Here is a 26,239-nt window from a genome sequence, read left to right as displayed (position 1 = left end):
GGGGGGCCACCACCGGGGGGGGGGGGGGGGGGGGGGGGGGGGGGGGGGGGGGGCGGCCCCCCCCCCCCCCCACGGCCGCTGGTCAGAAGCCGACGAAGACCCGGCGCAGGTCGTCCAGGGTCACCGGGCCGGTCACCTGCACCCCGTCGGGGGTGTGCTGAGTGCCCAGCCGTCCGGTGGCCAGCCGCAGCCACGCCTCGGCCGGGGCCACCAGTTCCCCGTCGGGGCGCTCCGGCGCGTCGACGATCTCGACCTTCTCGCCCAGCCGCAGCCCGAACGTCCGCTCGGGCGCGTGCAGCCGGACCAGCACCGTGGCCTCCCCGCCGGCCAGCTCCTGGGGCCGGCTGGTCCAGGCCAGCATGCCGCCGATCTGGTCGAGCAGCAGCGCCACCGCCCCCGGCGTCACCGCCGCGAACGGGTTGAACGCCACCTCGGCGTCCCACTGGTGCAGGGCGAACTCGCTGAGCCGGAAGCGGGCCGCGGTGGCCACGTCGACCGGCTCCGGCAGGAAGCCGAGGTCGATCCGCATCGAGGCCCGGGTCTCGGCGTCCAGCGCCTCGTACGCCTCGACCAGCCGTTCGTTGGTGGCGAGGAACCCGGCGGCGTGCTCGGCCGGGGACATCGCGTCCCAGCGCGCCCAGACGCCACGGTTGAAGTCCCCGTCCGGGCCGGGCGCGCCGGAACGGGCGGCGTCCAGCGTCGCCAGGTTGATCTCGGCGCCGCTGCCCAGGTGGCTCAGCACCTGGGAGACCTGCCACTCGCTGGCCCCCGACGGCCGCAGCAGGTCGTCCTCCTTGAGGTCCCGTACGAGCGCGGCGAGCTCCTCGTGGCCCGCGCGCAGAGCGGTGATGATCTGGTCAGCAGGGGTCGACATGGATCTCCTCAAACGGATTCTCGACGATGGTCCGGACGCTACCGGACGTGGCCGCCGGCCGGCCCGCCCCGGTGTCGGGCGCGTTCCGGGCGGCGGCCACGTCGGTCAGGCTCAGCCCATGTGCACTGTGTTGCCGGTCGGGATGTCCTCCTTGCGGACCTTCACCAGGACCAGGGTGGCCAGTCCGGCGAGCACGATCAGCGCCGCGCCCCAGGCGAAGGCCACTCGGTAGCCGTGCACCAGCGCCTCGACCTGGTTGACCGGGTTCGGCGCCCGGCCGACCAGATAGGCGGCGACCGCGCTGGTGTAGAAGGTGTTCAGCAGCGCGGTGCCGAGCGAGCCACCGATCTGCTGGGTGGCGTTGAGCGTCGCGCTGGCCGCGCCGGCGTCGTGCTCCGGCACCCCGACCAGGGCGAGGCTGGACAGCGGGACGAAGGTGAAGCCCAGCCCCAGGCCCAGGACGACCTGTGCGGGCAGCAGGTGGGTGAGGAACGAGGTGTCCACGTCGATCTGGGTCAGCACCAGCATGCCCAGGGCGGCGAGCACCGAACCGGCGACCATCAGCGGCTTGGCACCCAACCGGGGCATCAGCTGGCTGGCACCACCCGCGGCGATCAGCACACCGGCGGTGACCGGCAGGGATGCGAGACCGGCTTCGAGGGGCTTGTACTGCAACACCACCTGGAAGTAGAAGGTCAGGAAGAGGAACGCCCCGAACAGGCCGGCGCCGATCAGCGTCGAGGTGAGGAACGCCCCACCCCGGTTGCGGTCCAGCAGGATCCGCAGTGGCAGCAGCGGGTGGCTGGAGCGCAGCTCGACCACCACGAAGGCGGCGAGCAGCACCACGCCCGCGGCGATGAAAGCGAGCGTCGCGGTGGCGTCCCAGCCGTCCTCGGCGGCCTTGGTGAAGCCGTAGACCAGGGAGACCAGGCCGGCGGTCACCAGGATCGCACCGGGTACGTCGTAGCGGGTGTTGCCGTGGGCCCGGCTCTCCGGCACCAGTGGCAGCGCGAACGCGATGGCGATGGCGGCGACCGGGATGTTGACCAGCAGGCACCAGCGCCAGTCGGCGTACTCGGTGAGCACACCGCCGAGCAGCAGGCCGACCGCCGACCCGCCGCCGGCGATCGCGCCGTACACCGCGAAGGCCTTGGCCCGCTCGGTGGCCTCGGTGAACAGGACGGTGAGCAGCGCCAGCGCGGCCGGGGCGAGCAGCGCGCCGAAGGCGCCCTGCAACGCGCGGGCGGCGAAGAGCATCCCACCGGTGGTGGCCAGTCCGCCCAGGGCGGAGGCGAGCGCGAAACCGGTCATGCCGACCAGGAAGGTGCGCTTGCGCCCCCAGTAGTCCGCGATGCGACCGCCGAGCAGCAGCAGACCACCGAAGGCCAGCGTGTAGGCGGTAATCACCCACTGCCGGTTCGCGTCGGTGATCCCCAGGTCGGACTGGGCCTGCGGCAGCGCGATGTTCACGATCGTGGCGTCCAGGACGACCATCAGCTGTGAGACCGCGATGACCGCCAGCGCGATCCAGCGCCGCGGGTGCGGTGCGCCAGTCGACGGCCCGGCGTTGGGCGCGCCGGGCGCGGTCGAGGTGGTTCCGGGCATGGTGAAGCCTTCCGTGTTGCGAATATCGGTGAATCAGGCCGGCGAGGGACGGTCGTGCTGATAGCGGAGTACCGGGATCAGCACCTGGTCGACGACCTGGGTGAGGAACGCGTCATCGGCGGGTAGGCCGTGCGCGACGATGCGGGACATGGTGAGCGCGGGCGCCAGATCGTGGAACAGCTCCCGCTCGCCGGCCTCCGGCGGAATCTCACCGCGGGACGCGGCCCGGACCAGGATGGCGGTGGTCGCCACCCGCCCGGCCGGCAGCACCTGGTGACGCACCAGGCGTTCCAGCTCCGGGTTGGTCCGCATGGCGAAGGTCAACGCCTGCATGAGGTCGCAGTCGGCCGTGCAGATCGCGGCCGTGGCCCGCAGCAACTCGATCAGGTCGCCGCGAAGGGAGCCGGTGTCGGGCGGGTTGTGAACACCCACCTGCCGTTCGCGCAGGGCGGCGACGACCAGCTCGGCCTTGCCGTCCCAGCGTCGGTAGATGGTGGCCTTGCTGACGTGGGCGCGGGCGGCGACGGCGTCGATGGTCATCCGGTCGAAACCGACCTCGCGCAGGGTGTCGATGACGACGGTGAACAGATCGCTGTCGGTGCAGCGCGGCGCCCGAGCCGCCGGCACCCCGGCGCCCGCGCCCACCTGTTGACCACCCAGCATCTCGACCCCCCGCGAAACGATGTCGTACTGACCATAGTTCGCGGTTGGCTGGCCGTGCAGGGTTTCGTGAGTTGCCTCGCACTCGGCCGACGAAACGGTGACGTTTCACCTGGAGTCAGCCCGGGTGTCAGGATCGGCCCGGGTCGTGGTCAGGAACCCAGCGCCACTTCCACCTTCTTGCGGGTGCCCCAGCCGGTGCGCCAGCAGGTGGCGACGCCGTACCAGCGGATCGCCCGCAGCACGACCAGGGCGAACACCACAGCGACGGGAGTGAGGAGCCAGGTGCCCCACTGGTACGCGGTCGACTGGTCCGATCGTCGCACCGTCATGTAGCGGAGCGCCTGCCCGTACCCCACGATCAACGGCACAGCCACCAGCCACGGAATCGCCCGCGGATCGGGGTCGATGATCGGCGACAGGACCGCCACCGCCACGAACAGCACCGTCGCGACCACCGTGGCCGCCCAGCGCAGCAGATGCAGCCACCACGCGATCGACCGCAACGACAGGTACCGGACCCGCCACCAGGTCCTGATGAAGCTGCCGCGCATCCAGCGCAGGAACATCCGGCAGAAGTGCCCGGTGTTCTCCGGCATGAGGGAGAACGCGAACGCCGACGGCTGCTGCACGGTACGTCCCCGGACCATCGCGAAGAGGGTGAGGAGGGAGTCGTCGGAGAAGGGCACCCGCTGGCCGAAGAACGTCTCCGTCAGATACGCCCCGAGGTTGTCGCGAACCACCTCCGCGCGGTATGCGGCGATCGGGCCCGAGTTCACCCACACACACCCGAACACCGACAGCGACGACCGGTCGGTGAGCTGCCCGGTCACCAGCCACAGGTCGGTGAACCGGGTGAGGAAGCTGCTGCGCACGTTCGCGGCCATCACCACCCCCGCGACGGACTGCACCGCCGGGTCGGCGAAGGGCTTCAACAACTCCCGGAGGGCGTTCGGGTCCGAGATGGTGTCCGAGTCCACCGTCCAGTAGACGTCGGCTGCCGGTGTCGACCGCACCGCGGCGGCCTGGGCGTGCCGCTTCCCGGCGTTGGGTTGGATGTGCCAGGCGGCGATGATCCCGTGTACCGGGGCGACGTCGAGAAACCACCGCTTGATCGGCTGGTAGCCCTCGGTCAGCTTCGACCCGTCGTCCACGACGTAGATGGTGTCTGGTTTGCGCGTTTGAAAGATCATGGATTCGAGGCAGGCCCGCAGCGCGCCCGGATCCTCGTTGTACGCCGGCACGACACCCACCACGTGCAGAGCGTCGAGGTGCCCCTGCATCCGGTCGGTGACCACGGCGGGCTTCTCCAGATAGGAGGTGCCGAGCTGCCAGATCAGCAGCAGAAACATGACGGCGTACGCGAAGGTGAAGCGGTGACCGCCTCCGTCGATGGCGCCGATCACGGCGAGGACGTGATGGGCGGTCCACGCCGCCGCGGCGGCCAGGACGACCGCCGCGGCGAACAGGACACGACCCCTCGTGACGCTCGCGGTCACTGTCCGACCGACTGCTGACGACGGAACGTCATTCGGATCATGATGAAGCCGACGAGGACGGCGGTCGCTCCGGTGAGGGCGATGGTGAGCGGCAGGGGGAGGGCGTAGCCGCCGATACCGGCCGCGCCGCCGATCGTGACAACGCCCATACCGGTACGGGGAAGGCTGCCACCGGACATGATGTATCTCCGCTCTGTGAGGGATGGTGAGGCTGTCGCGGCGACCGACGCGACTCCGATACGGCCGGTCACCACAGCGCTGAACAGCGAATATGACTCTGCGCAACGACGCGCTCACGTTGGCAAACATGTCTGTGCAGGTCAATCTCCAAGTTCACGGGGACGGTCGTCCGGTCCGGTCCGGCGTACCATCCCGCTGCCGGCGTGTCGGAGACGTTCTCACCGGCTCCACGGCGTGTGACCTGCGCTTTCACCGATTGGCCGCGCCAGCTGGGAAAACGCCGACGAGGAGCCGCTCTGTCGGGTAGACGTCAGGCCCGCACGTCGATGTCGACAAATGGATGACGCACCGGGTTAACACCCTCTCGGGCAGGGCGGTCAGTCGCGAGGTGCCAGGACCACCGGCACTGCCATCGTGTGGATCCGCTCGCCGTTCTCGGCCGACACCTCGTACACCTCGATGGTGCCCTTCTGTTCGCGGACCGTGCGCCAGCCGACCACGACGCGGTAGCCGCCCCGGCAGCCGCTGCCGCAACTGGCGGTGCCGAAACCGGTGGCCACCTGCCGGCCGGCGGCGTCCAGCACCCGGACGCTCACCGTCGCCTCGAACACGGTGGCGGTGCCGGTGACGACGAGGGGAGCGGAGACGCGCTCACCGGGGATCGGGCCGGTGACCACGATCGGTGGCAGCAGGTCCGCGTAGTCCGCCCGGTCGACCGGGGCCGCGTCGTCGAGGCGGACCTGACGCACGCTGGGGAACTGGGTGAGCGTCCACACCACCTGCGCCTCGCGCAGCCGCCGGGTTGCCGGGTCGCCGACGGACGGCACCCGCAGCGTCGCCATGCCGTCGGCGATGCGGGTGACCTCGACCCCGGCCGGAAGCAGGGTGATCATCCCGGTGGCGGCCTCGGCCGGGCTCGGCCCGGCGGCCAGTTCCGTCAGCGCCAGCCGGGACGTCGCGACAGTGCCCGGCCGCGTGCGCCGGGTCGGCACCAGCAGCCCGGCGCGGACGTACCACAGCTCCACTGTCACCGGGTCCAGCCGGCGCGTGCCGGTGGACGCCGTCGTCGACGGACCCGGCGGCCGGTTCGTGGGTGGTGGTGTCGTTGCCGTGGCCCGGGTCGGGGTGGGTTCCGGCCGGTCGGTGGGTGCGACGCTCGGCGGCGGCGCGGTGGGCGCCAGGCCGAGGTCACCGGAGCGGGACGTGCCGCAGCCGCTGAGCAGGAGCGCCGCGACCAGCGCCGGTGCGCCCAGCCCGACCGCACCGCGGCCGGTCACCCCACACCGCCCGGCGTGCCGGCGGTACGCCCAACCGGACCCGGGTGGGCGGGATCGTCCGGGTCTCGCAGGTCATCGCGCGGGCCAGCGGGCCCGGCGACGGGCAACTCCAGCCGGAACCGGGTGCCCTCGCCCGGTTCGCTGCGCACGCTCAACGCGCCGCCGAGCACCTCGGTGTGCTCCCGGGCGATGGCCAGCCCGAGCCCGCTGCCCGGCGCGGAGCGGGATGGGTCGACCTGGTGGAACCGGTCGAACACGCGGGGCAGGTGCTCGGCCGGGATGCCCGGCCCCTCGTCGGTCACCTCGAAGACGACCAGGGGCCCGGCGCCCACCACGCTGGCCGTGATCTCGCCACCGCCGTGCTCGACCGCGTTGGCGACAAGGTTGGCCAGCACGCGCTCCAGCCGACGCCGGTCGGTGCGCGCCGCGACCGGAACACCGGTGACCCGTACCCGGGGCGACCAGCCGCGCGCCGCCACGATGTCGTGCAGCAGCGCCAACGCGTCGACCGGCCCGACGGCCAGCTGCTCCTGCCCGGCGTCCAGCCGGGAGATCTCCATCAGATCCTCGACCAACCGGCGAAGTCGGACCACGTCGCCGACCAGCAACCGGGCCGCCGGCCGGGCGTCGTCGGGCAGTTGGTCGAGGTGCTCGCGCAGCAGCGACGCCGCGGCCACCAACGCGGTCACCGGGGTACGCAGTTCGTGCGCGACGTCGGCGGTGAAGCGCCGCTCGCGGGCCTGCGCGGCCGACAGCGCCGCGATCTTCGACTCCAGTGCCTCGGCCATCTCGTTGAAGGTCGCCGCCCAGGCGCTGAACTCGTCGCGCCCCCGTACCGGCAGGCGGGTGGCGAGCAGCCCTTCGGTGAGTGCTCGGGCGGCCCGGCTGGCCCGGCCCACCGGTTCCAACGTCCGGCGGGCCAACGCGTGACCCACTGCGGCGGCGAGCAACACCACCAGCACCCAGCCGGCCACGAGGGCGGTGCGTAGCTGACCCAGGTCGGTGGCGACGTCGTCCTCCACTGTCAGGACGTACAGCTCGGCGGTCGAGCCGGGGATGCGCCCACCGATCACCAGCAGCCGAGGACGCTCCGCCAGCGCGGAGCGCTGATAGCCGAGCCGCCCGTCCGCGACGACGGCCCGCAACCGGGTGCCCAGCACCGGGGCGTACGCGGGGTGCGAGGCGCGGGTCGGGCCGTCGACGAGCAGCACGTGTCGACCGCTGGCCTCGAAGCTGGTGAGCAGTTCGGTGCTGCGCTGCTCGGTCAGCGGCAGGAACTGCCCAGCGAGAACGAGCTGGTAGCGGGCGTCGGCGGCGGCCTCGTGCAGCGAGGCGTCCAACCAGGACTGCCGCAGCAGCAGCCCGGTCCCGCCGGCCAGCAGCCCGGCCGAGACACCGGCGACCAGGACGAACGCGATCGTCAGCCGGCGCCGCAGGCGCCCGGGCAACACCGCGCGTCCGGCCATCGCCGCCCCCGTCAGCCCGTCGACAGTTTGTAGCCGGCGCCGCGTACCGTCCGGATCAGCAGTGGCTGCGCCGGGTCGTCCTCGACCTTCGCGCGTAGCCGCTGCACCGCCACGTCGACCAGTCGGGAGTCGCCGAGGAAGTCGTGGTTCCAGACCAGGTCCAGCAGCAGCTCCCGGGTGAAGACCTGACCGGGCCGGCGGGCCAGCTCCAGGAGGAGGCGGAACTCGGTGGCGGTGAGCACCACCTCCCGGCCGTGCCGGCGGACCACGAAGCCGCCCGGGTCGATCTCCAGACCGCCGACCTCGATGACGGTCGAGGGGGTCGGCAGGCTGACCCTGCGCAGCACCGAGCGAACCCGGGCCACCAGCTCGGGCAGGTCGAAGGGCTTGCGCAGGTAGTCGTCCGCGCCGCACTCCAGCCCGACCACCACGTCGATGGTGTCGGTGCGCGCGGTCAGCATCAGGATCGGCACCTGGCTGGTGCGCCGGATCTCCCGGCAGACCTCCAGACCGTCGAGGCCCGGCAGCATGATGTCGAGCACGATGAGGTCGACCGGGTGGGCGCGGAACGCGGCCAGAGCCTGCCGCCCGTCCACGGCGGTGTCGACCCGGAAACCGGCGCGGCGCAGGCCGAGGGCGGTGACCTCCCGGATCGAGAAGTCGTCCTCGACCACCAGCACGCGGCCCTCCATCACCCGAGGGTAGACCCGGCGCCACAGTGCGTAGTCCTGGCGGAACGGCCGACATCGGCGGCCGGCTGGCCCCCTCCGGGCGCCGCCGAACCGCTACCGTCAATGCCTTTGGCACCCCCCTGAACCAGCTCACACGAAAGGGCACGACGTGAAACGTCATGGCTGCGTGATCCGACTCCGCCCCGAGCAGCGGGAGACCTACCTGAGGTTGCACGCGGCCGTCTGGCCGAGCGTGGAGAAGACGCTGCGCGAGGCGAACTTCCGCAACTACACCATCTTTCTCCACGACGATCTGCTCTTCGGCTACTACGAGTACGTGGGTGAGGACTACGAGGCCGACCTGCGGCTGATCGAGGCGGACCCGCAGACGCAGGAGTGGTGGAAGCTGACCGACCCGTGTCAGGAGTCGATCGCCGAGCCCGGCTCGGGGGACTGGTGGGCCCCGATGCGCGAGGTCTGGCACCTGGCCGACGAGGCTTAGGTCAACGGTGTCGATCATGGAGTTGTGGTGCCCGTTCCGGGGGCTGGCGGTCGCCTCTGTCACCCACCACAACTCCATGGTCGGCGAGGCGGCGAGGTCGCCTCGAAAAATCGCCGACAAGAATTCTGGGCGTGCTGTCGATTGGGATCGGTTCGGTTCGTAGCCCTGGTGAGAGCCCGGCATCGCAACGGGCCGCACACCCACTGGAGGGCACGATGACCGCCACTGCGAACACGACCCGCGCCACCACGTCGAACGTCGGTGCGCTGATCCGGACCGGTGTCGCCGCCACTGTCGCGGCGAGCGTCGCCACCATGGCCGTCGCCGCCGTCGGACACCTGGCCGGGATCAGCCTCGCGCTGGGCGGCGCCCCGATCCCCGTGACGGGGTTCGGTGTGCTGACCGCTGTCTTCTCGCTGATCGGTGTGCTGATCGCCGGTGTGCTGGCGCGTTTCGCCCGGCGCCCCCGGGTCAGGTTCGTCCGCACGACCGTGGTGCTGACCGTCCTGTCCCTGGTGCCGGACGTGATCGTCGACGCCGGGATGGCCACCAAGGCGCTGCTGATGCTCACCCACCTGGTCGCGGCCGCGATCGTGATCCCCGCCGTCGCGCGCCGCCTGGCCGCCTGACCTGCACCCGTCCCACCATCGAGGTACCGGAGGATCGTCATGAAGCAGTACCTGCTGTCCGTGCACTCCGTCGAGGGCGCGCCGACGCCGTCCGACGAGGAAACGCAGACCATGTTCAGGGAGACCGGCCGGATCAACGACGACATGCAGGCCGCGGGCGCCTGGGTCTTCGGCGGGGGACTCACCTCGCCGGAGAGCGCCACCGTCGTCCGGGTCGAGAACGGCACCACCGCCATGAGTGACGGACCGTTCGCCGAGACGAAGGAGCACATCGCCGGGTTCTGGGTCATCAGGTGCGCGGACCTGGACGCGGCGCTGGCCTGGGCCGAAAGGTGCGCGGCGGCCTGCGGCCCGGTCGAGGTGCGCCCCTTCGACGACCTGTCCCAGGCCTGACCGGCAGCAGGTCTTCCGACATGGACCTGGCGAGCATCTACCGCGCGGAGTACGGCCGGTGCGTCGCCACGCTGGCCCGCCTCCTCGGTGACATCAACCTCGCCGAGGAGGCCGTCCAGGACGCCTTCACCACGGCGCTGCAGAAGTGGCAGACACTGCCGCCGAACCCGGGCGCCTGGATCGTGACCACCGCACGCAACCGTGCCGTCGACCGTCTCCGCCGGGAGTCGACCCGCGAGGCCCGCCACGCTCAGGCCCTGCTGCTGTATCACCAGGATGATCCCTCGGAGGTGGGACCGGTGCGGGACGACCAGCTGCGACTCATCTTCACCTGCTGTCACCCGGCGCTGGCACCGGAGGCACGGACGGCGCTCACCCTGCGCCTGCTGGGCGGTCTCGACGTACCGGAGATCGCCCGCGCCTACCTGGTTCAGGAGGCGACCGTCGCCCAGCGGATCGTGCGCGCCAAGAGGAAGATCCGCGACGCCGCCATCCCGTACCGGGTACCGGCCGAACATGAGCTGCCGGACCGGCTGCCGCCCGTCCTCACCGTGCTCTACCTGATGTTCAACGAGGGCTACGCCTCCACTGCCGGCCCGTTGATCAGAACGGACCTGTGCGCCGAGGCGATCCGGCTGGCCCGTGAACTCGCCGCGTTGATGCCCGACGAGCCCGAGGCCCTGGGCCTTCTCGCCCTGCTGCTGCTGACCGAGGCGCGCCGCCCGGCCCGGCTCGGCCCGACCGGCGACCTGGTGCTGCTGGCCGACCAGGACCGGTCACTGTGGAACCGGCAGCTCATCACCGAGGGCCATGACCTGGTCCGCCGATGCCTGCGCCGCAACCGGCCCGGCCCGTACCAGATCCAGGCCGCGATCAGCGCCGTGCACACCGACGGCGCCGCAACCGACTGGCCGCAGGTCCTGGCACTGTACGACCAACTCCTCACGCTCGCGCCAAACCCTGTGGTGGCGCTCAACCGTGCGGTCGCCGTCGCCGAGGTGCACGGGCCGGCGGTGGCCCTCGCCGCGCTGGAGGGCATCGACCTGCCGGGCTACCACCGGCTGCCCGCCACCCGCGCCGAACTGCTGGCCCGGCTCGGACACAACGAAGAGGCACGAGCCGCCTACGACCAGGCCGCGGCTCTGGCCACCAACGCGACCGAGCGGGCCTACCTGGAGACCCGTCGCAGCGAACTCACCAGTGAATGGAGAGCATGATGACCGCCACCTACACCGTCGACGTCTTTTCCAGCCTCGACGGCTTCGGCACCACCAGTGGGAACTGGGGCGGCTACTGGGGAAAGCAGGGCCCTGAACTGCTCGCGCACCGCCTGTCCGTCTACAGCGTGGATCAGCGGATGGTCTTCGGGGCCAACACGTGCCGGGTGTTCGCGCAGATGCTGGCCGCGAGCACCGAGGAGTCCGGGGTCCGCGACGCCTGGGTGACCCGGATGAGGAACCTCCCGGCGACAGTGGTGTCGAACTCGCTGGAAGGCCCCCTCGACTGGCCGGACGGGGCCGTCGAGCGCGGTGACGCGGTCGACGTCGTCGCCCGGCTCAAGGAGGAGTCCGCCGTCCCCCTGCGATCACACGGCAGCCTGTCGTTGAACCGGGCGCTGATGGCCGCCGGACTGGTCGACCTCGTCCAGGTGACGCTCTTCCCGGTGATCACCGGGAAGACCGGTACCGAGCCGATCTTCCAGGGAGCGGCCGACTTCGACCTGGAGTTGATCGAGAGCCGGACCCTCGACGGTCGCACCCAGGAACTCCTCTACCGGCCCACCCCGCACGTGTGAGTCGGCGCGTCGCCTGGCCATCCACCTTGTCCGGCGAATGGCCAGGCGGATCGGCCGGTTCCGGTCACCACTGGTGGGCGACGTCGAGCACCACCCGGCTGTGGGTGCCGGGACCGGCGAGCACGAGCACCCGGAACGGCAACCGCGCCCGTACGCCGACGGCGAAGGTGCTGTAGCCCTCGAAGCTGCCGCCGAAGACCACGTCGCGCAGCGTCTGGTAGCGCAGCAGATTCGCCACGTGCTCGCCGACCGCGTAGGGCAGGGTGCCCAGGTGGTCGTCGTCGTACGCCGGGGCCCGCAGCGAGACCCGCAGCAGCGCCCCGCCGGCGGTGTACGGCGACAGCGCCAGCCCTTCGCCCTCGGTCCACGTCTCGCCGTAGCCGACCGCGTAACCGTCGACCGGGCCGTTGAACTCGAAGACGACCCGGTCGTAGCAGTCGTGCCGGCCGGTGCGCACATCGATCAGCGGGGCGTCGCTCAGCGCGCCGGCCGCCTTCTCCGCGCTGCCCCAGGTGATCCCGCAGTACGCCGCTGTGGTCGTGGTGCCCTCGGCGGCGCTGCTGCCCGCGCTGGCGACCAGCCCGGCGAGGACGACCGTCAACGCCGTCAGTGTGCTCCTGATCCTCATTGTGGTTTCTCCGTTCGGTACCGGGGTCACGTCGCGGCGGCGCTGCCGGTGACCCTCTGCCGCCACCGTCGTCCTGCCCCGGCACAGGAGCTTCGCTGTGACGTAACCGCCGAGTAACGGCAGGCGGTCCGACCGTCAGCCAGGTCGGCGGACGCCTGGTGCTCGGCAACTGATAGGCACTGATCCGCCGCCGGTATGACGCTTCCGCTATGCCGAACATCGACCGCCGTCACATTAATATCGGCATACTTCGATGACCGACGGCTGACGGCCGCCGGACGACAGCAGGGAGTACCCGATGTTCCGAGGACAACTGAGACGCGCGGCGATGGCCATGCTGGTGGCGATCCTGGCGGCGGCCGGGATGCAGCTCGCCACCGGCACGCCGGCCGCCGCCGTCCGGACCGTCTACTACGACGCGAGCCGGACCGGCGAGTTCCGCACCAACTTCGACCAGGCGGCGCAGATCTGGAACAGCCGGGTCAGCAACGTCCGACTCCTGGCCGGCACCCCGGCCAGCATCACCATCTACGTCGACGACGGCTGGCCCCGCGCGCAGCCGACCGGCCTCGGCTCGGGCCGGATCTGGATGGGCCGCACGGCCGTCAACCAGGGCTACGACCGCACCCGCATCGCCACCCACGAAGTCGGCCACATCCTGGGCCTGCCGGACCGGCGCACCGGCCTCTGCTCCGACCTGATGTCCGGGAGCAGCGCACCGGTCTCCTGCCGCAACGCCAACCCCAGCGCCGCCGAGGCGAGCCGGGTGAACTCGCTGTTCGCCGGCACCCTGGCCGCGCCGGCCAGCACGACGTACACCTGGAACGGCGACTCGGACATCGCCCCGTTGGTGGTCGGTGGCCGGCCGGCCACCGAGAACTACCCCTTCATGGTGTACGTCTCCGGCTGCACCGGCACGCTGATCAAGGGCAACTGGGCGGTCACCGCCAAGCACTGTTCGACGCCGTCCTCGGTGCGGGTGGGCAGCGTCAACCGTTCCAGCGGCGGGACCGTGGTGCGGGTGACCCGGGCGGTCAACCACCCGAGTGTCGACGTGAAGCTGCTGCAACTGGCCAGCTCGGTCACGTACGCGCCGGCCCCGATCCCGAGCACCTCCGGCGCGGTCGGCACCGCCACCCGGATCATCGGCTGGGGTCAGACCTGCGCCCCGCGGGGCTGCGGTTCGGCCCCGACCGTGGCCAACGAGCTCGACACGTCCATCGTGGCCGACAGCCGGTGCTCCGGCATCAACGGCCCGTACGAGATCTGCACCAACAACACCAACGGAAACTCCGGCGCCTGCTACGGCGACTCCGGTGGCCCGCAGGTGCGCCGGGTCAACGGAGTGTGGAACCTGATCGGCGCCACGAGCCGGGCCGGCAACAACAACTCCACCTGCGCCACCGGCCCGTCCATCTACGTCGACCTGCCGTCCATCCGGTCCTGGATCAACACCCAGGTCGGCGGCCTACCCGTCTGACCAGCTCGGACGCTGCGGGCGGAGGACGCGACAGGCGACCTCCGCCCTCGGCGCGTGCTCTAGGGGACCGGGCCACCTGCGGCGGCGAGTGCCTCCAGGAACTCCCGGAGGCGGCGCGCGCGGCGGAACCGCCCCTCGAAGAGACCGATCTGCCACGCGGCGGGGCTGTCGACGCTGCTGCGCCAGTGCTCGGCGAGCTTCTGCGTGTCAGCGTTCGCTGTCAGCGCCTCCGCTGCCGCGGGTGGCAGGTCGAGGACGAGGAGCGGGCCTCCGGGGCTGTCGCGCTCCACGCGAACGCCGCTGAGCGCACGGACCGGCAGCCGCAGGTCCCACCACGCCGGGTCATCCGGGTCGGCGTCGGCCAGCTCATCGGCCCACACTCCGCGCAGTCGGCCGCGGACCTCTCCGTCGGTGACCGACAACATCGGAAGCCCGGCGCCGCCGCCATACCAGGTGACGGCACCGATATTCACCATCAGCAACAGCAGGGGGGCGGCCACCACCACGGCCGGCGCGGCGGCGAACGGCAGCCACGGCACCTGGGAGGCCAGCGGCGCGGTCACAAAGGGAGCCAGGAGCGCGGCGACGGCCACACCGAAGACCCCGCCGACAGTCACCGGGCGCATCTGATAGCCGGCCCTGATCGGTCGCAGCGTGCCGAGCACCCGCAGCAGGCGTCGACGCATGCGCAGCTCTGGCGCCCCGGTGCTCACGGCTGGCCGAGGCCGGCGCGCAGCTGCTCGAGTTTGTCCCGCTGCGCGTCGACGAGCCGCCGGTACTGGGCGACCTGTTCCTGAGCCTGCCGTACTGCGTCGGCGCCGTACATGTCGGTGCTCTGAGTGACCTGCGAGACCGCGTCCGCCAGGCTGGCGCTGGCCGCGTCGGCGGCCCGGCCAGCGGCGGCAAGAATCGCCTCCCGCAGCTCGTAGGTCTGCATCCGTCGGGTGCCCGCCGCCAGGTCGATGTCGACGAGGCGACCGCTCGCGTCGCACGTCGCGCGCACCAGCTCCGCGTCGTCGGTGCCCTCGCCGGTGAGGTTCTGCATGGCGGCGGCGAACCGGGTCGCCTGCTCGGCCATTCCCTCGATCCGGCGTTGCACGTCTGGGTCGATCACGAAGGCTCCTTGTGGCGGAGGTCAGGCGAAGTTGTCGCCGACGCGGAACTCGGTCAGGTCCGGTGTGCCCGCCGCACCGTCGTCCGGCAGCGCCATCAGCTTGAGAAAATCCTTGGCGAGCCCGTTGATGAGCGCCAGGACCAGGCTGCCCAGCGCGGTCGCGCCGGCGATCATGGTGGTGACGGAGCCGGCCATAGCGGCGCCGGACACCTGGATGATCGGCTCCAGCGCGGGTGCGGCAAAGGGTACGAGTTGGGCGGCGCGCATGGTGATCAGCCAGACCAGGAACGGCCCCGCCATCGCACCCAGGGCGAGCCACAGACCGGTGAGGGCGATATCCAGAGAGTGCAGGGTCTCGCCGAGGGTGCGGATGTATGCGCCAAGCTCGTCGAGATGCGCCTTGAGCTTGGTCGACATGATGACGAAGCTGTCCTTGCCCTGGCCCTTCCAGGTCGCGGTCGCCGCCGAGCAGATCTTGTCGAAGTTCGCGTTGAGCGCCTTCTGCAGATTGTCGCCGTGCCGAATCAGATCGGCACCGGCCTGGGCGATACCGACGGGGTTGGCCACGAACAGGGCCGCGCCGGTCACACCGACGATGAACGTCGGGCACAGCGCGGCGCAGGCCGACAGGCCAGCCATGATCGCGCCAATCTCCGCCAGTGTGATCGAGGCACCAGCGGCGACGAGCAGCGCCGGATCCTGGGCGAGCTGGGCAGCACTGGTCTTGCCGTAGGCATCGCCGAAACTGCTCGTCGGCACCGGCGTGCCACCAAACCCACCCACGTGCAGGTTCTCCGCGCGCTCGTACTGATCCGCGACGACGCCGAGTTTCTCGCCGATCTGCCGGCACACGTCCGCAGCACCCCGCACGTCCTTCACGAGGAATTCGACGCGCTGGATGTAGAGCGCCTCCACCGGCGACAACGCGATGCCGAAGCCGGGCGCATCGATGGCGGAGTTGCGGGCGAACTCGTCCGCCTCGGTCGCGTAGTCCTCAGCGATCGTGGTGCCGAGGGTTCGCGCACGCTCGCGAATGTCAACCGGGTCCACCGCGAAATCGACCATGCCGCCCCCTCGCTGCCCGCCGCGTTCCTGGCATCGTAGGCGAGGAGGGCGCAGCCGGCTGTCCTCGAACGTGACACGCGTTCGTCGCCCCGGTGTGCGGTGTCACCCACGCGATCCCACTACGCGGTACGGTGCGTGGCATATCGGCACATCGGAGGTGGCGTCATGCCTACCGTAGTCGTCCTCGCGCTGACCCTCGCCCTCGCGCCCGCGCCGTCCCCGTCGACCACCTCGAACCCGCTCGGTGACATCGTCGGCGGCGTCGGCCAGATCGTCGACGACCTGCTCGGCGGCGGCACACCGAGTGCCGCTCCGACGCCGAGCGCCACTCCCACCGCGGCGGCCACGCCGAGTCGGCCGCCGGTCGCCGGTCAGCCCAGCCCGGTGAAACCCGTCGCGATCCCCGGGCCGGCCGGGTCGACGAGCGGCGTCCCCGCTCCCGCCGCACCGGATCGCCGCACCGCCGGCGAGGGCACCGGCACCCGCGAGGCCGCCGTGCCCTGGCGCGACGGCGACACCCCCGCACCGACCCCGCCGCCGGCCCTGGCCAACCCCACCCGGAATGCCTGGCCACCCGCGTCGTACCTGCTGGTCGTGGGGGTCCTCGCGGTGCTGGCACTGCTGCTCCTGCGCCGCCGGGCACCGGCCCCCGCCGCCGCACCCGACCCCGGTCCGGTGCCGGACTCCGGGCCGGCGCCGGATCCCGGCCCGGTGCCGGACAACGTCAGTCGACTGCCGACCAGCCTCAACGCCATCTACGAGATGGGCCGGCAGGACGAGCGCCTCGAGCAGGAGCGTCGCCGCCGTACCTGACGGCATGCCGTCCTCATGATGCCGAGTAGGCGCCCTCCCGCCGGGGGACCGCGTCGTCGTAGGCCCCGACCGGCCCGCTGTAGCGGGCCTTGCCCTTCGGGTACGGCCAGGCGTTCGCGGTGCAGCCGTGCAGGCCCAGCGTCTGCTGCTGCATCACCGGCGCCGGCCGGCCCCGCCCGGGGCACCGTTCGTGGCCGTGCCCGAGTTTGTGCCCCACCTCGTGGTTGACCATGTACTGCCGGTAGGTCTCCAGTGTCGCGCCGTAACCCGGCACCCCCTTGACCCAGCGCGCCACGTTGAGCACCACCCGGCCGCCGTTGCGGCAGGAGGTGTAGGCGTCCGGCACGTCCTGGCAGAGGGTGTCGCGGGTGCCGGGGGTCGCCAGGTAGATGGTGAAGTCGGTCGGTTCGCCGGCACCGACCCGGCGCAACCGCCACGCCCCACCCGCCGTCCACCCGCGTGGGTCGTTCAACGTCGCGGTGATCGCCGTGGCGATGTCCTTGGCCGGCAGGCCCCGGATGTCGCGCTCCACGGCGACCCGGTAGCGCAGCAAACTGCCGGCCGTCGCGCGTCCGGGGGCCGTCTCGCCGGGCGCCACCGACCAGCGGTTACCGCCGGTGGCGGGGTAGCTGACTCCGATGACGGGCGCGGAACTGGGTCGGACCTCGGCGGCCACGGTCGGCCGCACGACGGATGTCGCCGGTCCACCGGGCGGCGGCCCGGCGGCGACCGGGTCGGTGGCGGGTTGCCCGGCGGCGGGCAGGCCGCACCCGGTGAGCAGCGCCACCACCAGCAGTGACGCCATCGAGGCGGGACCCCAGCGGCGGGTAACCTTCGTCGACATGTCTCTCCCCTCGCGCGTCGCTCGGCGGCGGCGCGGAGGAGAAGACGGGTGACAGTGGCGAAAAGTTGATGTGACCCAGCGCTCAACCTTTTGCCGACCTCGCCCGTCTCTAGCTCTGTGGCACGGGGAGGGTTCGCGGTGGCGCGGGGTGACGCCGATTTCGTCGAGTTCGCGCGGGCGGCTTCCGCGCGACTGGTGCACGCCGCGTTCCTGATGACCGGTGACCACCACCAGGCCGAGGACGCCGCGCAGACCGCGCTGGTGCGCACCTACGCGTCGTGGTCGCGCATCCACGACGACGACGCCTACGGGTACGCCCGCCGCACGCTGGTCAACCATCTGGTCGACGGGTGGCGACGGCCGATGCGGGAGTACCCGACCGACGAGGTGCCGGAGCAACGGCGTGGCGACGTGGCAGACGACGTGGCAGACGACGTGGCCACCCGGCGCTGGTTGATCACCATCCTCGGCGCGCTCAGCCCGCGGGAGCGCGCCATCGTCGTCCTGCGCTACTACTTCGACCTGCCCGAGGCGCAGGTGGCCCGGGAACTTTCCGTATCCGTCGGCACGGTCAAGAGCACCAGCTCGCGAGCTTTGGAGAAGTTGCGCACCGCCGCGCCCCGCACGGCCGACGAGAGGGCGCGCCGATGAGCGAGCTGGAACGGCTCCGCGACGCCATGCGGGCGACCGAGCGCCCCGACGCCGTGCTCGATCTGGCCACCGTGATGCGCGAGGGACGTCGGCTGCGTACCCGTCGACGCGTCGCCGGAGCCGGGGCGGCGACGTTCGCGACCGGCCTGGCCGCCGTGGTCGTCGTGGTGGCTGTCGGCGCGTCCGGGCCGGGCGATCCGGCGCCGATTGAGCGCCCGCAGCCGGTCGCCGTCGCTCCACCGTCGGTCGGTGTCTCGCCGCGGGCGGAGAAGTCGCCGGGCTCCACGCTGCCACCGACGGTGGGCCGCGACGTGCCGCAGCCGAAGCCGATGGGCCAGATCGTGGACTCCCAGGTGCGGCACGGCGCCGACCGGCGGGTCTACTACTTCGTGTCGGTGTCCGTGCCCGGCGAACCCAAGGTGTCGATCGGTCTGGCCGCCGGTCGTCAGGCTCCGGACGGCTCGCTGAGCACGGACATCCTGGTCAACGACGTCCGCGGCAGTGACCGCAGCGCCGGGTTCCACCAGATCGGCTACGACGAGGGCGCTGCCGCGCCGGTGCCCACCTTCGGCTACTTCGTCGGCCCCGCCAAGCGGATCATCGGCACCGTCGACGATCGGCAGGTCGATGCCCGAGTGGTGCCATGGAGCGCCGACAAGCAGGTGATGATCTTCTGGTTCGACCCGGCGCAGCTCAGTCCGGGGGAGCGGCTGGACGGCATCGTCGCCCACGACGCCAGCGGCCGCCGACTCTGACGCGCTGCTGCCGCTCAGGCCAGCCGACGCTCGATGGTCACCGTCGTCCCGTCGGCGGTGGAGACCAGCCGCACGTCACCGTAGGCGTTCATCAGCAGCGCGCCGCGTCCCCGGTCCATCGCCGGCCGGCGGTCCCGCCAGGTACCGAAGTCCCGAATCGAGATCCGGATCAGCCCGCCACCCACCTGGACGCGCACCCGTACCTCTGGACGCCTGGGTCGCTGTGCGTGCTCGACGGCGTTGTTCACAGCCTCGGAGGCGGCGAGCAGGAGATCTTCCAGCACGTCCGGGTCGACGTCCAGCTCGACCAGCGCGCCCCGGACGTCCCGACGCATCGCGGCGGCCGAGGTCGGCGCGGACGGGAATGTCCACCCGACGTCCAAAAGGTCGCCCAGCCCGTCGGGCTCGGCCGGCGCCGGCTCGATGACGACCGCGTCGCGGACGGGGTCGACCGTCGGGCTCGGCGTGCCGGGACCGACCGGGGCGGTTCGGGCCGGGGGAGCTGCGGCAGCGACCGCCGGAGGGTCGCCGACGACGGCCACGGCAGGGGTACGGTCGCCGGCTCGGCGGATGCTGGCCCTGATCCGGGCGATCAACTCGGCTGCGGCGAACGGTTTGACCACGTAGTCGTCGGCACCCAGGCTCAGGCCCTCCACGCTGGCCTCCCCACCCGCACGGGCGGACAGCACCAGCACCGGCAGCGCCCGGGTCGTCGGGTCGGCGCGTAGTCGGCGCACCAGGTCGAAGCCGTCCAGCACCGGCATCATCACGTCGGTCAGGACCAGGTCGGGCAGATCACGGTGAATCTCGTCGAGGGCCTGCCGGCCGTCGGTGACGGCCCGCACCCGCCAGCCCTGCCCGGTGAGCAGCCGGGTGAGGTACGCCCGCATGTCGGCGTTGTCGTCGGCGAGCAGGATCCGGGCCCCGGCCAGCTCGTCGGTGGCCGCCCCGGACGTGGGATCGGGCTCGGTCGGCGCGTCGTCCGGTTCGGTGAGCCAGCCCATCGTCTCCGCGACTGCGGCGCGGGCCGCGTCACCCCGCCCGTCCACCGCCGGCCCGGTGATCGCAGTGCGGTGCGCCGCCGACCAGGGCAGCGTCACGGTGAACCTGCTGCCGACGCCCACCTGGCTGGTCACGCGCACGTCGCCGCCCTCCAGCCGGGCCAGTTCGTGCACCAGGGCCAGGCCGATGCCGGTGCCCTCGTGACTGCGCGAGCGGGCGCCCTGCACCCGGTGGAAGCGTTCGAAGAGTTTCGGCAGGTCCCGTTCCGCGATGCCGATGCCGGTGTCCGCGACGGTGAGGCGTACCCCCTCGTCGTCGGTGTCCAGGGTGACCCGGATACGGCCGATGAACGTGTACTTCAGCGCGTTGGAGAGCAGGTTCGTAACGATGCGTTCCCAGTTGACCGGGTCGACCGCGACCGGCCGGGGCAGCGGCGGACAGCTCACCTCGAGGGTCAGCCCGGCCCGCTCGACGGCGGCCCGGAACACCCCGGCGAGTTCGGCGGTCAGCGCGGCCAGATCCACCATCCGGGCGTCGCTGCGCGCCCGCCCGGCCTCCAGGCTGGAGAAGGTGAGCAGGCTGTTGACCAGCGTCAACAGTCGGGTGGCGTTACGCCAGCCGGTCTCCACCCGCTCCCGCTGCACCGCCGCCAACGGCGCGGTGGCGTCGGTGAGGGCGTCGGTCAGCGGGCCGAGGATGAGGGTCAACGGGGTACGGAACTCGTGGCTGACGTTGGCGAAGAAGTCGGTCTTGACCCGGTCCAGTTCCGCCATCGCCTCGACCCGACGCCGCTCCTCCTCGTACTCGCGGGCGTTTCGCAACGCCACGGAGATCTGCTGGGCGAGCAGTCGGTGAAAGGAGTGGTACGCCTCGTCGAGCCCTCGGCTGGGGCTGACCCCGGCGAGCAGGACGCCGAGCGGCTGATCCTCGTCGGCGGAGGGCAGCGGCAGCGCCAGCGCGGTGCGGACCGGGTCGTTCCACGGGCCGGCGGGCAGCGGCAGCCGGTCGGCGACGTCGGTCACCGGGGTAGCCCGGCCCTCGGCGGCGTCCGCCAGCCCCCAGGTGTACGAAGGCGGGCCCGGGTCGGTCAGCTCGACGGCGTCCGGCAGGGCCCGAGCGTGCCGGTGGTCGCCGCCGGTGCAGCCGACCCGGCGCAGCGCCGTGCCGTCGCGCAGGTAGATGGCGGCGAACGGCACGTCCAGGGGGTGGCCGTCGATCACGTCGATCAGCCGGGCGGCGGTGGCGTCCACGTCGACGGTGCGCCCGTCGCCGAGCACTGACAGGTCACGCAGGAGGCGGAGCCGGCGTTCGCCGATCACCTGCTGGGTGACCTCGCTGCACACGGTCAGGACGCCGACGGTGCGGCCGTCGTCGTCGCGGGCTGGGGCGTGCGAGACGCTGAAGTACGCCTCCTCGCGGTAGCCGGCCCGCTCCAGCAGTAGTTGCAGCGCGGGGACCCAGCTGGCCACCCCGGTCGCCATGGCCTCCTCGATCAGCGGGGCGAGTACGGGCCAGCCCTCGGCCAGCGTCACCCGTACGTCGTCGCCGAGCGCGGCGGGGTGCTTGTCGCCGATCAGCGCCGAGTACGCGTCGTTGTAGAGCTGGGAGTAGCTCTCACCCCAGAGCAGCAGCATGGGGTACCGGGAGGAGAGCACCATCCGTACGGCGGCGCGCAGGCTCTGCGGCCAGCCGCCGACCGGGCCCAGCGGGGTGTCGGCCCAGTCCAGTCGGGCCATCAACAGCCCGGTGTCGCCGCCGCCGAGGAACAGGTCAGTGCTGGGTCGCGTCACGCTCGATCCGACCCCATCGCAAGCCCCCGTTCCGGGCCCGACGACCCCTTCCGTGTTACCTACCCATCCTGACACCTCTACTCACCTGTGCCGACGCCGGTACCCACCGTCGAACCGGCGGCGGTTCGGGACGAACGACCGATGCTCAAGAAATAGAGATCTGTCAGTGTCTCGGGTATCTCTCCAACCCCGAGGAGCCCCCATGAGAGGCAGAACGCTGAGCGCGGGAATCGCGCTTGCCGTGTTCGCCGGAATGACGGTGACGCTGGCTGCCCAGCCGGTAGCCGCGTCGCCCATGGCCACGATGACGGAGGCCCGGCCGATCGCCGCGTCCGCCGCCGCGTTGGCCGCGCCGGACATCTCCGTCACCAACGTCCAGGCGCACCTGACCCAGTTCAACAGCATCGCGACCAGCAACGGTGGCAACCGGCGGGCCGGCTCGGCCGGCTACACCGCCTCGCTCAACTACGTGAAGACCAGGCTCCAGTCGGCCGGCTACACCGTCAGCGAGCAGTACTGCTCCAGCTGCACGTACCCCTCGAACAACCTGATCGCCGAGTGGCCCGGCGGCCCGACCGACCAGGTGGTCATGTTCGGAGCGCACCTGGACGGCGTCTCGGCCGGTCCGGGCATCAACGACAACGCCACCGGCTCGTCGACCCTGCTGGAGAACGCACTGGTCCTGGCCGCGCAGAACCCGACCATGACGAAGAAGGTGCGGTTCGCCTGGTGGACCGACGAGGAGCAGGGGCTCAACGGCTCCCGGTTCTACGTCAACTCGCTCACTACCACCCAGCGCGGTTACATCAAGGGTTACTACAACTTCGACATGGTCGGCTCGACAAACGGCGGCTACTTCATCAACCGGGTCACCTCGACCACTGCGGCTCCGCTGAAGGCGTACTGGGACTCGTTGGGCCTGCAACCGGAGGAGAACGTCGAGGGTCAGGGCCGCTCCGACGACTACTACTTCCAGCAGGCCGGCATCCCCACCTCGGGCTACGCCGCCGGGGCCAGCGCCCGCAAGACCAGTTCCCAGGCGGCCAAGTGGGGTGGCACCGCCAACTCCGCGTACGACCCCTGCTACCACCGGTCCTGCGACACCACCGCCAACGTCAGCGCCACGGTGCTGAACCGCGCGGCCGACGGGGTCGCGTACGCGCTGTGGCAGCTCGCCGTGAGCGGCGGCACCCCGTCCTGCACCGGCGGCCAGGTGGTCGGAAACGGTGGCTTCGAGAGCGGCAGCACGCCGTGGACCGCGTCCTCCGGCGTGATCACCAACGCCAGCGCCCAGCCGGCCCGGACCGGGTCGTACAAGGCGTGGCTCAACGGCAACGGCCGCAGCGGCACCGAGAGCCTGACGCAGTCGGTGACACTGCCGGCCGGGTGCGCCAGCTACACGCTGTCCTTCTGGCTGCACATCGACACGGCCGAGACCACCAGCTCAACGGTGTACGACCGGCTCACCGTGCAGGTGGGGTCGACCACGCTGGCGACGTACTCGAATCTGAACAGGGCGTCCGGCTACGTCCAGCGCAGCTTCTCGGTGGCCGGGTTCGCCGGGCAGACGGTGACGCTGCGCTTCACCGGCACCGAGGACTCGTCGTTGCAGACCAGCTTCGTGATCGACGACGTGACGCTGGTGGCGAGCTGACCGCGTACCGCGAAAAAGGGCCGCCGCCGGCAGCGTCCGGCGGCGGCCCGTCACGTCGTGGGTCAGGGGAGCCGGGGGTCAGGGGAGCTGTGGGTAGAGCGCGGCGACGCCGCCGGGGAACCCGGCCTGCACCCGCCGGCTGACGTCGTCGGCCACGATCTCGTAGGCGTCGGCCTCGATGCCGTCGACCGCGAGCCGGGCGATCGAGGCGGGGTCAGACTTGGGGCCGGTGATGGTCGCGGCCATGTCGGTGTCCAGGTAGCCGACGTGCAGGCCGGCGACGCGGACGTCCCGCTCGGCGAGCTGGAGGCGCAGCGCGTTCGTCATCGCCCACTCGGCGGACTTGGCGGCACCATACGACCCGTGCAGGGGGAAGTTCACCCAGGACAGGACGGAGAGCACGTTGAGGATGGTTCCGCCGCCATTGCCGGCGATGACCGGCGCGAACGCCCGGATCGTCGACAGGGTGCCGATGTAGTGGGTCTCCAGCTCCAGCCGGACGAGGTCCAGGTCGCCGTCGAGCAGGTCGGTCCGGGTGTCGATGCCCGCGTTGTTGATCAGCAGGTTCACGCCGCCGGCCAGCTCGGCGGCGGCGGCCACCGAGGCGGGGTCGGTGATGTCGAGGCGGACCGGCGTCACGCCGGGCAGGTCGACGCTGTCGGGGTTGCGGGCGCCGGCGTAGACGGTGGCGCCCCGGGCGAGGAGTTCGGCGGCCAGGTGTCGGCCGAGGCCACGGTTGGCGCCGGTGACGAGGGCGGTGCTTCCAGCGATCTTCATGGCCGTCACGCTATCCGGCCTGACTTCTGCTAAGCAAAGTCAGCTATGTCACGGCAGTGGTCGACGGGATCGGGAATACGACCCGGACGCGCCCACACCCCCGGCGGTGACGACTCGTATCCTTTCCGCGAACCTCCGTACGAGCCGAGAAGGGAGACGGTGTGAGCAACCAGGCCGAAACGTTGGAGTTCCAGGCCGAGGCGCGTCAGCTCCTCCAGTTGGTGGTCCACTCGATCTATTCGAACAAGGACGTCTTCCTGCGGGAACTCATCTCGAACGCGTCCGACGCCCTGGACAAGCTCCGGCTGGCCACCCTCGTCGACAAGGACCTCGTCGCCGACACCGACGACCTGCACGTCGCCCTGGAGATCGACCGCGACGCCCGCACCCTCACCGTGCGCGACAACGGCATCGGGATGACCCGCGACGAGGTCGTCACGCTGATCGGCACGATCGCCAAGTCGGGCACCGCCGAGCTGCTGCGCCAACTGCGCGAGTCCGCCGACGCCCACGCCAAGCAGGACCTCATCGGGCAGTTCGGCGTCGGTTTCTACGCCGCGTTCATGGTCGCCGACCGGGTCACCCTGCTGACCCGCAAGGCCGGCGAGACCGGCGGCACCCGCTGGGAGTCCACCGGCGAGGGCACCTACTCGATCGAGGCGGTCGACGAAGCGCCGCAGGGCACCACTGTGACGCTGCACCTCAAGCCGGCCGACACCGAGGACAACCTGCACGACTACACCGCCGAGTGGACCGTCCGCGAGATCGTCAAGCGCTACTCCGACTTCATCGCCTGGCCGATCCGGATGACAGTCGAGCGCCCCGGCGCCGAGGGTGAGCCCGCCACCAGCGAGGTGCAGACCCTCAACTCGATGAAGGCCCTCTGGGCGCGGCCCCGCGACGAGGTCGACGCCGCCGAGTACAACGAGTTCTACAAGCACGTCAGCCACGACTGGGCCGACCCGCTCGAGGTCGTGCACATGAAGGGCGAGGGCACCTTCGAGTACGAGGCGCTGCTCTTCCTGCCCAGCCACGCCCCACTGGACCTGTTCTCCCCGCAGGGCCGTCGGGGCGTCCAGCTCTACGTCAAGCGCGTCTTCATCATGGACGACTGCGAGGCGCTGGTCCCGACCTACCTTCGCTTCGTCAAGGGCGTGGTCGACGCGCACGACCTGTCACTGAACATCTCCCGGGAGATCCTCCAGCAGGACCGGCAGATCCAGATCGTGCGCCGCCGGCTGGTCAAGAAGGTCCTCGCGACGGTCAAGGACCTCAAGGCCAACCACGCCGAGCGCTACCGCACCTTCTGGACCGAGTTCGGCGCCGTGGTCAAGGAAGGGCTGATCGACGACACCGACAACCGGGACACCCTGCTGGACATCCTGTCGGTGAACTCCACAACCGACCCGGACGAGCCAACCGACCTGGCCGGCTACGTGTCGCGGATGAAGGACGGCCAGACCGACATCTGGTACGCCACCGGCGAGTCCCGGGCCGCCATCGAGAACTCGCCGCACCTGGAGGCGTTCCGGGCCAAGGGGCACGAGGTGCTGCTCCTCACCGACCAGGTCGACGAGGTGTGGGTCGAGCGGGTCGGCACGTACGACGGTCGCCCACTGCGCTCGATCGCCAAGGGCGAGATCGACCTGGACACCGACGAGGAGAAGCAGCAGGCCGAGGCCGAGCGCGAGCAGCAGCGACAGGAGTTCGCCGGGCTGCTCGACTGGCTGGGGACCACCCTCACCGACAGCGTCCGGGAGGTCCGCCTGTCGTCGCGGCTGACCACCTCACCGGCCTGCGTCGTCGGCGACGCCCACGACCTCACCCCGACCCTGGAGAAGATGTACCGGGCGATGGGGCACGAGATCCCCACCACCAAGCGGATCCTGGAGATCAACCCCGGTCACCCGCTGGTGTCCGGGCTGCGCAAGGCCCACGAGCAGGGCAGCGACGCCACCGCTCTGACCGAGACCGCCGAGCTGCTCTACGGCCTGGCGGTGCTCGCCGAAGGCGGTGAGCTGACCGACCCGGCCCGCTTCACCCGGACGCTCGCCGACCGGCTGGCCCGCACCCTGTAACTGACGTACCCCGGCCGGCGGCCCGTTCGAGCAGTGG

26 protein-coding genes and 1 pseudogene are annotated in these 26,239 nt (G+C 71.3%); 12 read left to right on the top strand and 15 right to left on the bottom strand.

Annotated features, from left to right (window positions below; all coding sequences use genetic code 11):
* Nucleotides 1–82 precede the first annotated feature (82 nt).
* From ACFYPG_RS22265 to ACFYPG_RS22230, 8 genes are all read right to left on the bottom strand, one after another.
* Nucleotides 83–874, bottom strand: a complete 792-nt coding sequence (locus ACFYPG_RS22265; protein ID WP_355009122.1) for a maleylpyruvate isomerase family mycothiol-dependent enzyme — start codon at nucleotides 872–874, stop codon at nucleotides 83–85.
* A 111-nt stretch (nucleotides 875–985) separates the two neighbouring features.
* Entirely contained in the window at nucleotides 986–2,479 is a 1,494-nt protein-coding gene (locus tag ACFYPG_RS22260) for an MFS transporter (protein ID WP_387353725.1), read from the bottom strand.
* Nucleotides 2,480–2,512: 33 nt separating this feature from the next.
* A complete protein-coding gene (locus ACFYPG_RS22255; protein ID WP_355009120.1) occupies nucleotides 2,513–3,142 on the bottom strand; it encodes a TetR/AcrR family transcriptional regulator in 630 nt (209 codons plus the stop codon).
* A 149-nt stretch (nucleotides 3,143–3,291) separates the two neighbouring features.
* Entirely contained in the window at nucleotides 3,292–4,638 is a 1,347-nt protein-coding gene (locus tag ACFYPG_RS22250; protein WP_387353724.1) for a glycosyltransferase, read from the bottom strand.
* Nucleotides 4,635–4,817 carry a hypothetical protein gene (locus ACFYPG_RS22245; RefSeq protein ID WP_355009118.1) on the bottom strand — a complete coding sequence of 61 codons (183 nt, stop codon included), beginning with the start codon at nucleotides 4,815–4,817 and terminating at the stop codon, nucleotides 4,635–4,637. Before ACFYPG_RS22245 ends, ACFYPG_RS22250 begins: the two co-directional genes overlap by 4 nt.
* 378 nt (nucleotides 4,818–5,195) lie before the next feature.
* Nucleotides 5,196–6,095 carry a Gmad2 immunoglobulin-like domain-containing protein gene (locus ACFYPG_RS22240; RefSeq protein WP_355009117.1) on the bottom strand — a complete coding sequence of 300 codons (900 nt, stop codon included), beginning with the start codon at nucleotides 6,093–6,095 and terminating at the stop codon, nucleotides 5,196–5,198.
* Nucleotides 6,092–7,561, bottom strand: coding sequence for a sensor histidine kinase (locus ACFYPG_RS22235; protein WP_387353723.1), 1,470 nt, complete (start codon nucleotides 7,559–7,561; stop codon nucleotides 6,092–6,094). Before ACFYPG_RS22235 ends, ACFYPG_RS22240 begins: the two co-directional genes overlap by 4 nt.
* Before the next feature lie 11 nt (nucleotides 7,562–7,572).
* The gene (locus ACFYPG_RS22230; protein ID WP_387353722.1) at nucleotides 7,573–8,253 is read right to left on the bottom strand and encodes a response regulator; all 681 of its coding nucleotides are present in this window, start codon (nucleotides 8,251–8,253) and stop codon (nucleotides 7,573–7,575) included.
* A 148-nt stretch (nucleotides 8,254–8,401) separates the two neighbouring features.
* Here ACFYPG_RS22230 and ACFYPG_RS22225 point away from each other — a divergent pair, with 148 nt between their 5' ends.
* The 5 genes from ACFYPG_RS22225 to ACFYPG_RS22205 all read left to right on the top strand — a co-directional run bounded on the left by ACFYPG_RS22225 (nucleotide 8,402) and on the right by ACFYPG_RS22205 (nucleotide 11,551).
* On the top strand, nucleotides 8,402–8,734 hold the full coding sequence (locus tag ACFYPG_RS22225) for an L-rhamnose mutarotase (protein WP_366613039.1): 333 nt from the start codon (nucleotides 8,402–8,404) through the stop codon (nucleotides 8,732–8,734).
* A 215-nt stretch (nucleotides 8,735–8,949) separates the two neighbouring features.
* Nucleotides 8,950–9,363, top strand: coding sequence for a DUF6069 family protein (locus ACFYPG_RS22220; RefSeq protein ID WP_387353721.1), 414 nt, complete (start codon nucleotides 8,950–8,952; stop codon nucleotides 9,361–9,363).
* Nucleotides 9,364–9,402: 39 nt separating this feature from the next.
* Nucleotides 9,403–9,756, top strand: coding sequence for a YciI family protein (locus ACFYPG_RS22215; protein ID WP_387353720.1), 354 nt, complete (start codon nucleotides 9,403–9,405; stop codon nucleotides 9,754–9,756).
* A gap of 20 nt (nucleotides 9,757–9,776) precedes the next feature.
* Nucleotides 9,777–10,973, top strand: coding sequence for an RNA polymerase sigma factor (locus ACFYPG_RS22210; protein WP_387353719.1), 1,197 nt, complete (start codon nucleotides 9,777–9,779; stop codon nucleotides 10,971–10,973).
* Nucleotides 10,973–11,551, top strand: a complete 579-nt coding sequence (locus ACFYPG_RS22205; protein ID WP_387353718.1) for a dihydrofolate reductase family protein — start codon at nucleotides 10,973–10,975, stop codon at nucleotides 11,549–11,551. Before ACFYPG_RS22210 ends, ACFYPG_RS22205 begins: the two co-directional genes overlap by 1 nt.
* A gap of 64 nt (nucleotides 11,552–11,615) precedes the next feature.
* Here ACFYPG_RS22205 and ACFYPG_RS22200 read toward each other — a convergent pair whose 3' ends face one another.
* Nucleotides 11,616–12,179 (bottom strand): hypothetical protein, encoded by a 564-nt coding sequence (locus tag ACFYPG_RS22200; RefSeq protein WP_387353717.1) that lies wholly within the window; start codon nucleotides 12,177–12,179, stop codon nucleotides 11,616–11,618.
* Between the two features lie 298 nt (nucleotides 12,180–12,477).
* Here ACFYPG_RS22200 and ACFYPG_RS22195 point away from each other — a divergent pair.
* Together ACFYPG_RS22195 and ACFYPG_RS22190 are read left to right on the top strand one after the other, a co-directional pair.
* Nucleotides 12,478–12,951, top strand: a pseudogene (locus ACFYPG_RS22195) (snapalysin family zinc-dependent metalloprotease); the annotation flags it as partial.
* Between the two features lie 3 nt (nucleotides 12,952–12,954).
* A complete protein-coding gene (locus ACFYPG_RS22190) occupies nucleotides 12,955–13,659 on the top strand; it encodes a S1 family peptidase (protein WP_387353939.1) in 705 nt (234 codons plus the stop codon).
* Nucleotides 13,660–13,718: 59 nt separating this feature from the next.
* Here the strand turns inward: ACFYPG_RS22190 and ACFYPG_RS22185 are convergent, their stop codons facing one another.
* From ACFYPG_RS22185 to ACFYPG_RS22175, 3 genes are read right to left on the bottom strand one after another with little or no spacing between them, the layout of a single operon-like run.
* On the bottom strand, nucleotides 13,719–14,345 hold the full coding sequence (locus ACFYPG_RS22185; RefSeq protein WP_355009107.1) for a hypothetical protein: 627 nt from the start codon (nucleotides 14,343–14,345) through the stop codon (nucleotides 13,719–13,721).
* 23 nt (nucleotides 14,346–14,368) lie between these two features.
* Nucleotides 14,369–14,773 carry a YbaB/EbfC family nucleoid-associated protein gene (locus ACFYPG_RS22180; protein WP_357233106.1) on the bottom strand — a complete coding sequence of 135 codons (405 nt, stop codon included), beginning with the start codon at nucleotides 14,771–14,773 and terminating at the stop codon, nucleotides 14,369–14,371.
* A gap of 21 nt (nucleotides 14,774–14,794) precedes the next feature.
* Nucleotides 14,795–15,838 (bottom strand): hypothetical protein, encoded by a 1,044-nt coding sequence (locus ACFYPG_RS22175; protein ID WP_355009105.1) that lies wholly within the window; start codon nucleotides 15,836–15,838, stop codon nucleotides 14,795–14,797.
* 165 nt (nucleotides 15,839–16,003) lie between these two features.
* Here ACFYPG_RS22175 and ACFYPG_RS22170 point away from each other — a divergent pair, with 165 nt between their 5' ends.
* The gene (locus tag ACFYPG_RS22170; protein ID WP_387353716.1) at nucleotides 16,004–16,651 is read left to right on the top strand and encodes a hypothetical protein; all 648 of its coding nucleotides are present in this window, start codon (nucleotides 16,004–16,006) and stop codon (nucleotides 16,649–16,651) included.
* 13 nt (nucleotides 16,652–16,664) lie between these two features.
* On the opposite strand, the gene ACFYPG_RS22165 is transcribed toward ACFYPG_RS22170, so the two are convergent.
* Nucleotides 16,665–17,495 (bottom strand): DUF3152 domain-containing protein, encoded by an 831-nt coding sequence (locus ACFYPG_RS22165; protein WP_387353715.1) that lies wholly within the window; start codon nucleotides 17,493–17,495, stop codon nucleotides 16,665–16,667.
* A 138-nt stretch (nucleotides 17,496–17,633) separates the two neighbouring features.
* Here ACFYPG_RS22165 and ACFYPG_RS22160 point away from each other — a divergent pair, with 138 nt between their 5' ends.
* Both ACFYPG_RS22160 and ACFYPG_RS22155 read left to right on the top strand, forming a co-directional pair.
* Entirely contained in the window at nucleotides 17,634–18,146 is a 513-nt protein-coding gene (locus ACFYPG_RS22160) for a SigE family RNA polymerase sigma factor (protein WP_355009102.1), read from the top strand.
* Entirely contained in the window at nucleotides 18,143–18,901 is a 759-nt protein-coding gene (locus ACFYPG_RS22155) for a hypothetical protein (protein ID WP_355009101.1), read from the top strand. Before ACFYPG_RS22160 ends, ACFYPG_RS22155 begins: the two co-directional genes overlap by 4 nt.
* A 14-nt stretch (nucleotides 18,902–18,915) precedes the next feature.
* Here ACFYPG_RS22155 and ACFYPG_RS22150 read toward each other — a convergent pair whose 3' ends face one another.
* Nucleotides 18,916–21,693: an ATP-binding protein gene (locus ACFYPG_RS22150; protein WP_387353714.1), complete on the bottom strand. Its 2,778-nt coding sequence runs from the start codon at nucleotides 21,691–21,693 to the stop codon at nucleotides 18,916–18,918.
* A 202-nt stretch (nucleotides 21,694–21,895) separates the two neighbouring features.
* On the opposite strand from ACFYPG_RS22150, the gene ACFYPG_RS22145 reads away from it, so the two are divergent.
* On the top strand, nucleotides 21,896–23,347 hold the full coding sequence (locus tag ACFYPG_RS22145; RefSeq protein WP_387353713.1) for a M28 family peptidase: 1,452 nt from the start codon (nucleotides 21,896–21,898) through the stop codon (nucleotides 23,345–23,347).
* Between the two features lie 78 nt (nucleotides 23,348–23,425).
* Here ACFYPG_RS22145 and ACFYPG_RS22140 read toward each other — a convergent pair whose 3' ends face one another.
* Nucleotides 23,426–24,124, bottom strand: coding sequence for an SDR family oxidoreductase (locus ACFYPG_RS22140; RefSeq protein ID WP_355009098.1), 699 nt, complete (start codon nucleotides 24,122–24,124; stop codon nucleotides 23,426–23,428).
* Between the two features lie 161 nt (nucleotides 24,125–24,285).
* Here ACFYPG_RS22140 and htpG point away from each other — a divergent pair, with 161 nt between their 5' ends.
* Complete coding sequence (gene htpG, locus ACFYPG_RS22135; RefSeq protein WP_387353712.1) at nucleotides 24,286–26,202, top strand: molecular chaperone HtpG; 1,917 nt, start codon at nucleotides 24,286–24,288, stop codon at nucleotides 26,200–26,202.
* Nucleotides 26,203–26,239: the final 37 nt, after the last annotated feature.

This window comes from Micromonospora sp. NPDC005553 (assembly GCF_042871765.1).
GTDB lineage: Bacteria > Actinomycetota > Actinomycetes > Mycobacteriales > Micromonosporaceae > Micromonospora.
The sequence above is the reverse complement of the archived record's forward strand: the minus strand, read 5'-3'. Positions and strand labels throughout refer to the sequence as shown.